Source organism: Stenotrophomonas sp. PS02289 (genome assembly GCF_029960115.1).
Classification (GTDB): Bacteria; Pseudomonadota; Gammaproteobacteria; order Xanthomonadales; family Xanthomonadaceae; genus Stenotrophomonas.
In genome coordinates this window covers 1-12,831 of the sequence record NZ_JASCOZ010000049.1, presented here as the reverse complement: position 1 = coordinate 12,831, position 12,831 = coordinate 1, and the positions used below count along the sequence as shown (strand labels likewise).

The 12,831-nt window shown below is 66.2% G+C and carries 13 protein-coding genes and 1 pseudogene; 5 read left to right on the top strand and 9 right to left on the bottom strand.

Translation table 11 applies throughout. The features are described from left to right. The first annotated feature begins 3 nt into the window (after positions 1-3). Complete coding sequence (locus tag QMX83_RS09140; protein ID WP_282296312.1) at positions 4-255, top strand: hypothetical protein; 252 nt, start codon at positions 4-6, stop codon at positions 253-255. Between the two features lie 12 nt (positions 256-267). Here the strand turns inward: QMX83_RS09140 and QMX83_RS09135 are convergent, their stop codons facing one another. Genes QMX83_RS09135 through QMX83_RS09110 form a run of 6 tightly spaced genes read right to left on the bottom strand, consistent with a single transcriptional unit; the run spans position 268 to position 6,846 of the window. Further along, positions 268-1,521, bottom strand: coding sequence for a threonine/serine exporter family protein (locus tag QMX83_RS09135; protein WP_282296311.1), 1,254 nt, complete (start codon positions 1,519-1,521; stop codon positions 268-270). Next, positions 1,514-3,010, bottom strand: coding sequence for a malate dehydrogenase (quinone) (gene mqo / locus QMX83_RS09130; RefSeq protein ID WP_282296310.1), 1,497 nt, complete (start codon positions 3,008-3,010; stop codon positions 1,514-1,516). The genes QMX83_RS09135 and mqo overlap by 8 nt, the downstream gene beginning before the upstream one ends. Continuing rightward, positions 3,007-3,402 carry a hypothetical protein gene (locus tag QMX83_RS09125; protein WP_282296309.1) on the bottom strand — a complete coding sequence of 132 codons (396 nt, stop codon included), beginning with the start codon at positions 3,400-3,402 and terminating at the stop codon, positions 3,007-3,009. Before QMX83_RS09125 ends, mqo begins: the two co-directional genes overlap by 4 nt. Before the next feature lie 13 nt (positions 3,403-3,415). Then, the gene (fumC, locus tag QMX83_RS09120) at positions 3,416-4,864 is read right to left on the bottom strand and encodes a class II fumarate hydratase (RefSeq protein ID WP_282296308.1); all 1,449 of its coding nucleotides are present in this window, start codon (positions 4,862-4,864) and stop codon (positions 3,416-3,418) included. A gap of 44 nt (positions 4,865-4,908) precedes the next feature. After that, positions 4,909-6,276: an Nramp family divalent metal transporter gene (locus QMX83_RS09115; RefSeq protein ID WP_282296307.1), complete on the bottom strand. Its 1,368-nt coding sequence runs from the start codon at positions 6,274-6,276 to the stop codon at positions 4,909-4,911. A 9-nt stretch (positions 6,277-6,285) separates the two neighbouring features. Next, a complete protein-coding gene (locus QMX83_RS09110) occupies positions 6,286-6,846 on the bottom strand; it encodes a hypothetical protein (RefSeq protein ID WP_282296306.1) in 561 nt (186 codons plus the stop codon). A 154-nt stretch (positions 6,847-7,000) separates the two neighbouring features. On the opposite strand from QMX83_RS09110, the gene QMX83_RS09105 reads away from it, so the two are divergent. Genes QMX83_RS09105 through fghA form a run of 3 tightly spaced genes read left to right on the top strand, consistent with a single transcriptional unit; the run spans position 7,001 to position 9,271 of the window. Then, a complete protein-coding gene (locus QMX83_RS09105; protein ID WP_282296305.1) occupies positions 7,001-7,276 on the top strand; it encodes a metal/formaldehyde-sensitive transcriptional repressor in 276 nt (91 codons plus the stop codon). Between the two features lie 53 nt (positions 7,277-7,329). Continuing rightward, a complete protein-coding gene (locus QMX83_RS09100; protein WP_282296304.1) occupies positions 7,330-8,439 on the top strand; it encodes an S-(hydroxymethyl)glutathione dehydrogenase/class III alcohol dehydrogenase in 1,110 nt (369 codons plus the stop codon). Position 8,440: 1 nt separating this feature from the next. Then, positions 8,441-9,271 carry an S-formylglutathione hydrolase gene (gene fghA / locus QMX83_RS09095; RefSeq protein ID WP_282296303.1) on the top strand — a complete coding sequence of 277 codons (831 nt, stop codon included), beginning with the start codon at positions 8,441-8,443 and terminating at the stop codon, positions 9,269-9,271. Between the two features lie 32 nt (positions 9,272-9,303). Here the strand turns inward: fghA and QMX83_RS09090 are convergent, their stop codons facing one another. From QMX83_RS09090 to QMX83_RS09080, 3 genes are read right to left on the bottom strand one after another with little or no spacing between them, the layout of a single operon-like run. Then, positions 9,304-10,164, bottom strand: a complete 861-nt coding sequence (locus QMX83_RS09090; protein WP_282296302.1) for a PA4780 family RIO1-like protein kinase — start codon at positions 10,162-10,164, stop codon at positions 9,304-9,306. Between the two features lie 58 nt (positions 10,165-10,222). Continuing rightward, positions 10,223-10,885, bottom strand: coding sequence for a M23 family metallopeptidase (locus QMX83_RS09085; protein ID WP_282296301.1), 663 nt, complete (start codon positions 10,883-10,885; stop codon positions 10,223-10,225). Between the two features lie 4 nt (positions 10,886-10,889). Then, positions 10,890-11,864 (bottom strand): L,D-transpeptidase, encoded by a 975-nt coding sequence (locus QMX83_RS09080; RefSeq protein ID WP_282296300.1) that lies wholly within the window; start codon positions 11,862-11,864, stop codon positions 10,890-10,892. Positions 11,865-12,046: 182 nt separating this feature from the next. Between QMX83_RS09080 and QMX83_RS09075 the strand changes: the two are divergent. After that, a pseudogene (locus QMX83_RS09075) lies at positions 12,047-12,831 on the top strand (GGDEF domain-containing protein); the annotation flags it as partial.

The window sequence follows — 12,831 nt, the reverse complement described above, 5'->3', positions numbered from 1 at the left end:
GTGATGCGCTTCCTGCTCGCCCGGCTCAACTCGCCTGCCGCCAAGCGGTGGGCGGCGTTGATCCTGTTCGGAACGGCGCTGCTGTTCGTGCTGAACCCCGAGCTGTTGTCTGGAATTCTGCTGGTCGACATGATCGGCATCGATGTATTCGTTCTGCTGCTGACGCTCCAGCTGCGTCACCACTGGGCGGCGTTTGATACCTGGGTGCTGCACCCGCTCTGCAGCCGGATCCGGAGCCTGTTTACCGGGCGTTGAGCACGTCTGCCACTAGGGGCGGGGTGGAACCCTGCGGCCCCACGATGCGGCCACCAGTAGCGCGATTCCAATAGCGCAGGTCAGCAGCATGAAGGTGAGCAGGTCCGCCTGGGTGGCACCCAGCTGATCGGCTGGCGTATGGCCGCCGCTGTTCATGATGGCCAACGAGCCGATCAGCCCACGGAAGGCGTAGGACCCGGGAACCAGTGCGACCACTGCCGGAAACGCGAACGCGATCCATGGCGCGTGCATACTCCGGGCGATCCAGATCGCGACCTGTGCGCCCGCCAGCGCCGCGATGAAGGTGCTCATGCCAAGATCCAGTCCGGTGTCCATCAGCATGGAGCGTAGGCCGTGCGCCAGCGCGCCACACAGCACAATGGGTGCGATGGCGCGCAGGGGCGCATTGAACATTGCGGCAAACCCCAATGCGGCCGCCGCCGATAGTGCGATGTCCTCGGCCGGCGGCAGGTGCGCCGGTGGTGCGTAGGGGCCCAGGGTGATGCCTGCCAGCGAGCCGGCGATGGCGAGTCCGGCGGCGATGCCCACCACCACCGTGGCCGCACTGGCCAGCCGCGCGATTGCGAAGGCCGCCGCCCCTTGGACAAGATCCCGGAAGCCGTTGAGCAGCGCGACGCCGGGCACCAGCACCATGCCCATTGCCACTAGGGCCAACGCGGGGTCTGCACCGGCACCGCGCAACAGGAGCACCGCGAACAGACTGCTGACCGAGGCGGCCGCCCCGGCCGCCAGCACCGGCGCAAACCGGGCGGACAGCAACCGGCGCAGGACCATTCGGTTGAGGACACCGGCAGCGAGAGTGGCCGCGGCAACGCACCATTCCGCGCCGAACAGGCGTGCAAGTGCGGCGGCGGTGATGCCCACGCAGAGCGTGACCCAGGTCGTGCTGTAACGACGTTTCCGCAACTCGATGGCGTCAAGTGCCGCGGCGACGTCGTCCGGTCCGCGCCGCAGTGCTTCCACTTCGCGGCACAGTGCATCCAGCGCGAACAGACGGTCGGCGTCCATCCCGCGATCGCCGATGTGGTGGCCGATCCGCGTGCGATAGCGGCCGCCGTCGTCGAGCATCAGCAGCAGCCGCTCCGCGCTGACGAACAAGGTGGCGGACATTCCCCACGTGGCGGCCAGTGAACCCACGCGGTCCTGCACGTGGCAGCTGCCTGCCCCGGCGGCCAACAGCAGCCGGGACAGACGCAGCAGCACGCGCGCGGCGTCGTCTATCGGACGGGTGCACGGATCAGTCATGGGGTTCCTGGATGCCGAGTACGGCCGCCGTACGGGCACGGCTGGCGCGGCAGGCCTGCGCATCCTCGCGCAGGTCAATGCCATGGCTGGGCAGGATCGCGCGCAGCTGCGGAAGCCAGGCCTGCTCGGTCAGCTGTTCGGTGAAACAGGTCTGCAGCACCTCCACGGCAATGGCCGCAGCCGTTGACGCACCGGGCGAAGCGCCCAGCAGCGCCACCACGCTCCGGTCTTCAGCCGCCACCAGTTCGGTGCCAAACCTCAGTGCGCCGCCGTACCCGGTGGGATTCGGCTTGATGATCTGCACACGTTGCCCCGCCACTTCCAGTCGCCAGTCCTCTGGACGCGCCTGGGGAAACAGCTGCTGCAGTACTTTGAACTGCGCATGATGGGACTGAAGTACCTGACCGAGCAGATACTCCTCCAGCCTCAGGTTGTGCCCGGCGACGTCCAGCATCGGCAAGAGATTGTCGGCCGACAGAGTGTCGAACAGGTCCAGCGCCGAGCCGTGTTTGAGCAGCCGGGTGGAAACGCCCGCGTAGGGTCCGAACAGCAGCGAGGCCTTGCCGTCCACCACGCGCAGATCCAGGTGCGGTACCGACATCGGTGGCGAACCTGATGCGGCCTTGCTGTAGACCTTGGCGGCGTGGCGTGCGGCAAGCTCCGGCAGATCACAGCGCAGCCAGACGCCGCTGACCGGGAACCCCGCATAGCCACGGCCCTCGGGGATGTTGGATTTCTGCAGCAGCTTCAGCGAAGCGCCACCTGCGCCAAGAAACACGAACCGGGCGCGAATCGCATCGTCGTGGCCGGTGACATCGCGCGTTGTCAGATGCCAGCCATCGTCCGTCCGGGTGAGGTCAATCACTTCGGTGTCATAACGCACTTCTGCGCCACGCTGCTGCAGCCCTGCCATCAACTGTTGGGTCAGCGCGCCATAATCGACGTCGGTTCCGCTGATCATGCGCGTGGCGGCGACCGCCTGGGCAGGGTCGCGTCCTTCCATCACCAGTGGTGCCCACTGTGCGATCACTGCAGGGTCCTCGCTGTACTCCATGCCGCGATAGCAGTGATGCCGCTGCATGGCCTCGAAACGTGCGCGCAGGAAAGCGACATTCTCCGGTTCGGTGACGAAGCTGATGTGCGGGCACGGATGCAGGAAGGAGCGTGGGTCGGTGATGGTGCCGATCCGTACCAGATGCGTCCAGAGTTCACGCGACACGTCGAACTCGGTATTCACCTTCAATGCTTCGTCGATATCCACCGAGCCATCGTCGCGCTGTGGCGTGTAATTGAGTTCGCAATTGGCGGCATGACCGGTGCCCGCATTGTTCCAGGCCATGGAGCTTTCCTGTGCGCAGTCCTGCAGACGCTCGACCACGGCGATGCGCAGCTGGGGAGCCAGCAGCTGCAGCAGCGTGGCGGTGGTCGCGCTCATGATGCCGGCACCGACCAGCACAACATCGAAGGACGCATCGTCGGCGCGCTTCATGGCTGTTCTCCCGCGCCGATGAAGTGCAGCGTCGCGGCGGAGCTGTAGATGACATAGGCGCGCCGCCACGGGGCGTCGTCCAGCAGCCGCCAACGGTGTCCGCTGCCGCTGTGGTCCTGTGCGATCAGCACATCACCGGGGTGGATGATGAAGGTTGCGCCAGAGTGCACTTCGAACTCGACCGTACCGGAAAGGGTCAGCACAAACTGCGGAACCGGGTCCTGGTGCCAGTCGCCCGATGCCGGGGCCGGCGTTTCCTGGAATGAGAGTTCCTGCGCGGCGATCGGCAGACCAGAGGCCTTGCCGTGTTGGCCCGCGCCAAGCTGTAGTTGACCCTCTTCAAAGTGGGAGTGGCCGTCGGCACCGGTCCACAGTCGAATGCATCGAATCATGGGGAAGTCTCCTTCAGGCACCGGCCAGCCCGTGGCCGACCATCGCTGCCGGGTTCACCACGGCATCGAACTGGGCGGCACTGATCTGTCCGGAGGCAAGCGCGGCATCGCGCAGGGTGAGGTTGGCCGCCGCCGCGTGTTCGGCGATGTGGGCCGCGGATTGATAGCCCAGTGTCGGGGCGAGTGCCGTGACCAGCATCAGGCTCTGTTGGACGTGGCGATCAATGCTCTCCATGACCAGCTGGGTGCCCTCCACGGAGAACTCGCGGAAGCGCTCGCAGCCATCGGCCAGCAGGCGGATTGAATGCAGCACGTTGTTGATGATGACTGGACGCATCGCATTGAGCTGGAAATTGCCCTGGCTGGCCGCAAAAGCGACCGCCGTGTCATTGCCCAATACCTGGATGGCGATCATGACGATGGCCTCACACTGGGTCGGATTGACCTTGCCGGGCATGATCGAGGAGCCCGGCTCGTTGTCGGGCAGCTTCAGTTCGCCCAGTCCGCAGCGCGGTCCTGATGCCAGCCAGCGCATGTCGTTGGCGATCTTCATCAAGGCCACGGCGGTGGCGCGCAACGCGGCCGATGCCCTTGCCATCGCGTCGAGCGAACCCAGCGCGGTGAACTTGTTGGGTGCGGTCACGAACGGCTTGTTGGCGAGCTCGGCAATGCGGGCCGCCACCGCCTGCGAGAAACCGGCCGGCGCATTGAGCCCCGTGCCCACGGCGGTACCGCCCAGCGCAAGCGCGTACAGGCCCGTGCGTGCGTCTGCGACGGCCTCGATGCAGGCGCGCAGTTGTCCGGCCCAACCGTGCCACTCCTGGCCCACGGTCAGCGGTACCGCATCTTCCAGGTGGGTGCGGCCGATCTTGACCACGTGTCGCCAGTCCTCGGCCTTGGCCTCGATCACCGCCAGCAGTCGCAACAGGGCGGGCAGCAATGCGTCATCAATGGCGGTGACCGTGGCGATATGCATCGCGGTGGGAAAGGTGTCGTTGGACGACTGCCCCATGTTGACGTCGTCATTGGGGGCTACCGGGGCTTGCGAGCCCAGCACGCCGCCGAGTAGCTGGATGGCACGGTTGGCCAGCATCTCATTCACGTTCATGTTCGACTGCGTGCCCGAACCGGTCTGCCAGACGAACAGTGGGAAGTGGGCATCAAGTTGTCCACGGGTGGCTTCTTCGGCCGCCTGGATGATCGCGTCTGCCTTCCAACGCGGCAGTCGCCCGGCTGCCGCGTTGACCTGGGCGCAGGCCTTCTTGATGTAGCCGTAGGCGTGGTACACCGCCTTGGGCATGTGGTCGCCACCGATGTTGAAGTGCACCAGCGAGCGCGCTGTCTGCGCGCCCCAGTAGCGATCAGCCGGGACGTCAACCGTCCCCATGCTGTCAAACTCCTTGCGCAGACCATGTGCCTGCAGGCCAACGGGAAGGGATCGAGCTCTGGTGGTAATCGTCATGGGGGAATACCTCGCGCGAAACGATGGGGGAGGGGCGCAGGTGGTCAGGACCCGTGCAGGATGCGCAGGACGTCTGCCACGCTGCCGGGAAGGCCGACCAGGTCGAAGGCGGTGATCGCGACGGCACTGAGCCAGCCCAGTGCCAGCAGCAGGCGCGGCGTCGGCCATGCCCCCATGTGGCGACGGGTGCTGACGAAGTGCAGCAGCGGAAACATGGCGAACGGCAACTGCAGGGCCAGGACCACCTGGCTCAGGATCAGCAGGTCATTGACGCTGCTGTCGCCGCGCAGGCCGATGATCACCACCGCCGGTGCGATGGCCAGCGCACGTGTGAGCATGCGGCGCTTCCAGGGATCCAGGTGCCAACGGGTGAACCCTTCCATCACCACTTGGCCGGCCAGGGTTCCGGTCAGCGTGCTGGATTGGCCGGATGCCAGCAGGGCAACGGCAAACAGCGCGCTGGCCAGTGCAGAGCCCACCACGGGGGTGAAGGTGAGATAAGCCAGTTGGATCCAGTCCGTCTGGTCGCCCAGCGCGTAGTGCTGGCCATTGATGCTGATCTGCTGCTGCCCGTGGAACACCTGTGCGGCCAGTACCAGGATGGCCGCGTTGACCAGGCAGGCCAGACTCAGTGACACGACGGTCGCCCACGTGCTCATTCGCAGTGCCTGCTTCAGGGCGGCCGGACGCGGTGCGGCGGACGCGGGATCTCCGCTGACCAGGGCCGAATGCAGGTACAGGTTGTGCGGCATCACCGTGGCCCCGATGATGGCCACCGCAATGCTGGCCATGCCAGCGCTGGACAGGGTGGGGTGCACCACGGCCCTGCCCAGCTCCAGCAGGTCTGGCCGTGTGGCCGGGAGCACGAACAGTTCCATGAAGAACGCGCCGGCGATGGTGGCCACCAGCACCAGCACGACCGCTTCGATCGCGCGCATGCCGTGGCGCTGCAGCAGGAGCAGCAGGAACACGTCGCCAGCGGTCATCAGCACCGCCAGCATCAGCGGTGTGCCGAACAGCAGGTTGATCGCTACCGCCGAACCCAGTACTTCGGCCAGATCGCAGGCTCCAATGGCGATCTCGCACAGGATCCACAACGGAATGGCACAGCTTGCCGGGTAGTGGTCGCGACAGGCCTGGGCCAGGTTGCGACCTGACACCATGCCCAACCGCGCCGCCAGCAACTGCAGCACCATCGCCATCGCGCTGGCCAGCACCACCACCCACAGCAGGTCGTAGTGATACAGCGCGCCGGCCTGCAGGTCGGTGGCCCAGTTGCCCGGGTCCATGTAGCCGACGCTGACCAGCAGTGCCGGCCCGGCGAAGGGCCGGCAGCGCCGGAGCAGTTCGACGATGCCCGACGGACGGAACGTGGCGAGCGGCCGTTGTGGCAGTGTGAGCGGTTGTGACATGACCGTGGATCAGGCGGCCCCGGCCACCCGGCGGGCCAGCGCACGACGCTCGATGCTGGCTGCGAACAACGGGGTTTCGCGGCTGTTGTGGTCGCCGCCATCACGCTGGCGGGCCGCCGCCGCGTCTTCAAACGGCGTGCCGTGCACGGCGATGAAGTCCAGGAATTCCTGCGTCGGGTGGGCCACCACGCTGTTGGTGTATTCGCAGGTATTCGCGTCGATCTTCTTGACGCTCAGGGTCCAGATCACCTGGACGCGGGTGCGGCCATTGGGGGTGAACGCATCGGACGTGGACACCATGCGGCACAAGCTCGGCGTTGCGATCTCCGCCACGTAGTGCTGCACCATCAACGTCTTGCCGATCATTTCGACGTTGATTGACATGCGCTTGCCGTCGTCGGTGCTGGTGGTACCGGCCGAGATGTGGTCCGGCGGGCAGCAGCGCTGGTACTCGGCTTCAGGCAGGTTGAACAGCCACTCGGCAATGTCCACTTGTTCGATCGGGGCGTTGATGACGGCGCTGAAGGCGGACGAGGACAGCTGCTTGTCGGTGATGATGACGTCGGACATCGGGTGTCTCCTGTGGGGTGGGTGTGGCTTCACTATCGCGCTGCCCCCCGGCCCACCGGAGCTATCTCTTGGTATGCGTGAACGGGGTGGTTTGCATACCAAGGTTTACCCAAGTGTATACTGTCCCCCAGTATAGTTCCGGTCCGATCTGCCCATGCCGCATTCCCCCGAAGAAAAGAAGAAGGTGCTCGCCCGCGTGCGCCGCATCCGGGGCCAGTGCGATGCGCTGGACCGGGCGCTGGAAGCCGGTGCCGACTGCGGCCCGGTGCTGCAGCAGATCGCCGCCATCCGTGGTGCGGTCAACGGGCTGATGTCTGAAGTGATGGAAGCGCACCTGCGCGAGGAGTTCGGCCAGCCGGCGCAGTCCGATGCGCAGCGTGCCGAACGCGTGCGCGACATGAGTGCGCTCATTCGTTCCTATTTGAAGTAAGCGCGGCTCCGCCGCGCCGCTGTGTCCTCTTTTCCTGTTCTGGAGTGCTAGTGATGAAATCCCGTGCCGCTGTAGCGTTTGGCCCCGGTCAGCCGTTGAAGATCGTCGAGATCGATGTTGCCCCGCCGAAGAAGGGCGAAGTGCTGGTCAAGATCACGCACACCGGTGTCTGCCACACCGATGCCTTCACCCTGAGCGGCGATGACCCGGAAGGTCTGTTCCCGGCGGTGCTCGGCCATGAAGGTGCCGGCATCGTGGTGGAAGTGGGCGAGGGCGTCACCAGCGTGAAGCCGGGCGACCACGTCATTCCGCTGTACACCGCCGAGTGTGGCGAATGTCTGTTCTGTACCTCTGGCAAGACCAACCTGTGCGTGTCGGTGCGTGCCACCCAGGGCAAGGGCGTGATGCCCGACGGCACCACCCGCTTCAGCTACAACGGCGAGCCGATCTACCACTACATGGGCTGCTCCACCTTCAGCGAGTACACCGTGGTGGCCGAAGTGTCGCTGGCCAAGATCAACCCGGAAGCCAACCCGGAACACGTGTGCCTGCTGGGCTGCGGCGTCACCACCGGCATCGGCGCGGTGCACAACACCGCCAAGGTGCAGGAAGGCGACACCGTGGCGGTGTTTGGCCTGGGTGGCATCGGCCTTGCGGTGATCCAGGGCGCACGTCAGGCCAAGGCCGGTCGCATCATCGCCGTGGATACCAACCCGACCAAGTTCGACCTGGCCCAGCAGTTCGGTGCCACCGACTGCGTCAATCCGAAGGACCACGACAAGCCGATCCAGCAGGTCATCGTGGAAATGACCGGTTGGGGCGTGGACCACAGCTTTGAATGCATCGGTAACACCCAGGTGATGCGTGCCGCGCTGGAATGCGCGCACCGCGGCTGGGGCCAGTCGGTGATCATCGGCGTGGCCGGTGCCGGCCAGGAGATCTCCACCCGTCCGTTCCAGCTGGTGACCGGCCGCAAGTGGATGGGCACCGCGTTCGGCGGGGTCAAGGGTCGCAGCCAGCTGCCGGGCATGGTCGAAGACGCGATGAAGGGCACCATCGAGCTGGCCCCCTTCGTCACCCACACCATGGACCTGGAGCAGATCAACGACGCCTTCGACCTGATGCATGAAGGCAAGTCGATCCGTTCGGTGGTGCATTACTGACATGGAACGCATCGAACATCGCGCCGCCTTCGGTGGCTGGCAGGACGTGTACCGGCACCGTTCGCAGGTGCTGGGCTGTGACATGAATGTGGCGGTGTACCTGCCGCCGCAGGCCGCCTCGCAGAAGCTGCCCGTGTTGTACTGGCTGAGCGGGCTGACCTGCACCGAGCAGAACTTCATCACCAAAGCTGGCGCGCAGCGCTACGCCGCCGAGCACGGTGTGATCATCGTGGCTCCGGACACCAGTCCGCGTGGCGACGACGTGGCCGACGCCGAAGGCTACGACCTGGGCAAGGGCGCGGGGTTCTACCTCAATGCCACGCAGCAGCCGTGGGCCGCGCATTACCGCATGTACGACTACCTCGTGCAGGAGCTGCCGGCGTTGATCGAAGCGCATCTGCCGGCCACCGATGCACGCAGCATCAGCGGTCACTCCATGGGCGGGCACGGCGCGCTGGTGATCGCGCTGCGCAACCCGGGGCGTTACCGCAGCGTGTCGGCGTTCTCGCCGATCGTGGCTCCCACGCGCGTGCCGTGGGGGCAGAAGGCGTTCGCTGCCTACCTGGGTGAGGACCGTGCCAGCTGGGCGCAATGGGATGCCAGCGAACTGGTGGCCGTGGCCGAAGAAAAGCTTCCGCTGCTGGTGGACCAGGGCGGCGGCGATGAGTTCCTGGACAGCCAGCTGCAGCCGCAGTGGCTGCAGGCCGCGTGCACGGCGGCCGACCATCCGCTGCAGCTGCGGATGCAGCCCGGCTACGACCACAGTTACTACTTCATCGGCAGCTTCATTGGCGAGCACATCGCGTATCACGCCAAGGCGTTGAACGCCTGATCTCAGGGACGCGCCTGCCGCGTCCCTACGCCTCAATCGTCCATCGCCTCGGCGGCTTCACGTCCCTGCTGGCGGATCAACGCTTCTTCGCGTGCGTCGTTGATGGCATGACGCACGCTGTCCAGGTCCACGGCAGATTCGTCGTGCACGAAGGTGCCGGTCAGCACGCTGTCAGGCCGAAGTTCACCGGCCTCGAACAGCGCCCACATCTCCTCGCCGTACCAGGTATCGAACAGCTCAGGGGCCGAGCGCCCCAGGTAGGCGGTCAGGTTGTTCACGTCGCGCAGCAGCATGGTGCGGGCGTTGTTGTTGCCACCGGCACTGACCACCTGGGGGAAGTCGATCACCACCGGGCCGTCCGGTCCTACCAGCACGTTGTAGGGCGACAGGTCGCCATGAATCAGGCCACAGCAGAGCATCAGCACCACCTGCCGTACCAGCACCTGGTGGAAGGCGCGGGCCTGTTCGGCGCTGAGCTCCACTTCGCCCAGGCGGGCGGCGGAGTAGCCCTCGGCGTCGGTGACCAGTTCCATCACCAGCACGCCATGGTAGTAGCCATACGGCTCGGGTACGCGCACGCCGGCGTCACGCAGCTGATACAGCGCGTCCACTTCGGTGTTCTTCCACGCCGTTTCCTGCTGCTTGCGGCCGTATTTGCTGGACTTGGCCAGCGCGCGCGACTCACGGCTGCCGCGCACCTTACGGCCTTCCTGGTACTGCACGCGCTGCTGGAAGCTGCGCTGGGCCATGTCCTTGTAGACCTTCGCGCAGCGCACGTCGTCGCCGCTGCGGACTACATATACGGCGGCTTCCTTGCCGCTCTTGAGCGGGCGCAGCACTTCGTCGATCACGCCGTCGTCGATCAGCGCCTGCAGGCTTTCGGGAGTTCTCATGGGACGGATTTTCGCATTCTGGCCGCCAGCGGGCCACCAACCCGCTGAACGGACGCCGTTACGGGGCCGAACCCGTCAGCACCGGGTAGGGATTCAGCGCCTCGCCCTTCCACCACTGCTTCTCCGGCCCCAGCCGGTGGATCTCGAAATGCAGGTGGGGCGCGTCCGGGCTGGCATTGCCGGTGCTGCCCACGTAGCCGATCACATCGCCGCGCTTGACCGTCTGCTTCTCGGCCAGGCCGTCGGCGTAGCGGTCCAGATGGGCGTAGTAGTAGCAGTACACCCCATCCGGCTCGAACTGATAGACGGTCAACCCGCCGCGCTCACTGGTGAACAGCTTCTCGACCGTGCCATCGGCCACCGCCAGCACCGGGGTGCCGGCCGGGGCCATGATGTCGATGGCGTCGTGCACACGGCCCTCGCTGCGGGCGTCGGTAAAGGTGTCCTGCAACTGGCCAGGCGTCACCCCCTGCACGGGAACCAGCAAGCCCGGAGGCACCTCCCCGGTAGCGCCGGCCGTTGGCCGGTCCGCAGTACCGCCGGACACGTCCCGGGAGGTATCGACCACCGGAACCCCAGGATCCGACGACCGCGCGACCGCAGGCGTGGCCACCGCCACCGGCACCTGATCCATCTCCCGCTCCAGCCGCGGCAGCCCGAACAGCCACCAGCCAGCCGCGCCGATCACCACGCCCAACGCCAGCAGCCGTAACAGCTTCATCGCCTCACTCCTGCATGATCACCGGCACCGACGCATCCACCGCGTCAGCCACCCGCAACGCATCCCAGTTGGTCATCCGCACGCAGCCGTGCGATTCGGTCTTGCCCACGTGGCCCGGTTCCGGCGTACCGTGCAGGCCGTAGTGCGGCTTGGAAATGTCGATCCAGACCCGCCCAACCGGATTATTGGGCCCCGGCGGAAGGGTGGCCTTGCGGTCGCCCTTCTTCGCGTCCCAGAACAGCTTGGGGTTGTAGTGGAACGGCGGGTCGCGCGAGATGCCCAGGATCTTCCACTCACCAATCGGCAGGGGATCGTGCTGGCTGCCCGAGGACACCGGCACCTGGGCGAAGACCTTGCCGGCCGCGTCATACAGGCGCAGCGTCGAGTCGGATTTGTCGATCACCAGCTTGGCCGCTTTGGGCAATGCGGCCGGGGAAATGTTGGGAACCTGGATCTCACTGCCTGCCTTGCCCAGGTCCACGCCAGGATTCAGCGCCTGCAGCAGCTTCGGGTCGGCGTGGAAGCGCTCGCCCAGCGCTTCGGCCGCCGAGCTATAGCCCAGTGCGTCCAGCTTGGCCTGATCCGCTGGCTTCTTCGGCACCGGGCGGAACGGACCGGCCACATCGTCGGCGGTCAGCGTGTAGCGGGCCAGCACCGGTGTGCTGTCCGGCTGCAGTGCCTGCCAGGTGGCGTCATCCAGCTCACCGGTTACGGTCAATCCACGCGCTGCCTGGAAGCCTGCGACCGCACGACGCTGGTTGGAGCCGATCTCGCCGTCAATCTGCCCGGGCGAGAAATTGGCACGGTCCAGAAGTACCTGCGCGTGCAGGTTCGAGCGTGGGCCGGTCTGCAGGGCCTCACTCTCGGCCATGGGGGCGGGCAACCCGGCAGGCGCGGTGGCCTGCGCCAGCACGGAAGGAGTTGCCGCAGCCAGCGCCAGCGCTAGCAGGGTCAGGGAAGCAGGACGTTTCAGCAGCATCGGGCACTCCGTTTCACATCTGCCTCGACCATGCCGCAGCCAGACGCGCACACGCCGTGAAAAGGCAACGTTCCGCTGGGCAATCCGTCATGCATATGAGCGTGCCGTGGGCAAGGCGTGAAGCGACGTGCACAGCGGGGCGCTATCGTAGGCGCACACCGCTTCCGTTGGGGGAGGGCAGGATGGCGTGGTTGGCGGCCGCGTTGTACATGCTGGCGCATGCGATGGCGCTGTCGGTGCCGGGACTTGCCGCGCCTGCATCCTTCCTGTTCCTGATCGGCGCGCCGCTGCTGGCGGCAGCGGCCTGTACGCACCGGATGGTGCGCAGCTGGCACAGCGACGTCCGCATCGGCTGGCTGGCCCTGGCGGTGGGCATGCTGCTGTGGTCCGGTGGCATGGCCTTGAACATGTACCAGGAAGTAGCGCTGGGCAACGTCGATGCCGTGCCTGGCATCGCCATGCTGCTGTATGTCCTGTACGGCGTGCCGCTTACCTTCGCAATGGCGCACCCGCGCCATGAGCCGTGGTACCTGATTGCCATCGACGGTGCGCTGGCGCTGCTGCTGGGCTACCTGTTCTTCGTGCACACGTTTTCCTACGCCACGCCCAGCGACGCGCCGGACCCGGGCGTCGGCAGCCTGCGTTTGATGTTCGATATCGAGAACATCTTCATCGCGGTGTTCGCGCTGCTGCGCCACTTCACCAGCGAGGACGGCACCCGACGTGGCCTGTTCCGCGCGCTGAGCGTGTATGCCTGGGTCTACCTGCTGATGGCGGCCTACATCAACCATGTGGCCACCGACACCGGTTACGGTGCGCTGCCTGACCTGCTGATCGACATCCCGTTCCTGCTGCTCGCGGTGCTGGCGCTGCGCCATGGTGACGAGCCGGCGCGGCCGACCCCCCGCCCGGTGACCCGGGCGGTGCGGGCCGGGGCGCCCGTGATACAGCCACCGGCGGTGCTGGT

Coding starts and splice junctions, on each gene's coding strand:
- QMX83_RS09140 (WP_282296312.1), top strand. CDS start 4: ATGCGCTTCCTGCTCGCCCGGCTCAACTCGCCTGCCGCCAAGCGGTGG.
- QMX83_RS09135 (WP_282296311.1), bottom strand. CDS start 1,521: ATGACTGATCCGTGCACCCGTCCGATAGACGACGCCGCGCGCGTGCTG.
- mqo (WP_282296310.1), bottom strand. CDS start 3,010: ATGAAGCGCGCCGACGATGCGTCCTTCGATGTTGTGCTGGTCGGTGCC.
- QMX83_RS09125 (WP_282296309.1), bottom strand. CDS start 3,402: ATGATTCGATGCATTCGACTGTGGACCGGTGCCGACGGCCACTCCCAC.
- fumC (WP_282296308.1), bottom strand. CDS start 4,864: ATGACGATTACCACCAGAGCTCGATCCCTTCCCGTTGGCCTGCAGGCA.
- QMX83_RS09115 (WP_282296307.1), bottom strand. CDS start 6,276: ATGTCACAACCGCTCACACTGCCACAACGGCCGCTCGCCACGTTCCGT.
- QMX83_RS09110 (WP_282296306.1), bottom strand. CDS start 6,846: ATGTCCGACGTCATCATCACCGACAAGCAGCTGTCCTCGTCCGCCTTC.
- QMX83_RS09105 (WP_282296305.1), top strand. CDS start 7,001: ATGCCGCATTCCCCCGAAGAAAAGAAGAAGGTGCTCGCCCGCGTGCGC.
- QMX83_RS09100 (WP_282296304.1), top strand. CDS start 7,330: ATGAAATCCCGTGCCGCTGTAGCGTTTGGCCCCGGTCAGCCGTTGAAG.
- fghA (WP_282296303.1), top strand. CDS start 8,441: ATGGAACGCATCGAACATCGCGCCGCCTTCGGTGGCTGGCAGGACGTG.
- QMX83_RS09090 (WP_282296302.1), bottom strand. CDS start 10,164: ATGAGAACTCCCGAAAGCCTGCAGGCGCTGATCGACGACGGCGTGATC.
- QMX83_RS09085 (WP_282296301.1), bottom strand. CDS start 10,885: ATGAAGCTGTTACGGCTGCTGGCGTTGGGCGTGGTGATCGGCGCGGCT.
- QMX83_RS09080 (WP_282296300.1), bottom strand. CDS start 11,864: ATGCTGCTGAAACGTCCTGCTTCCCTGACCCTGCTAGCGCTGGCGCTG.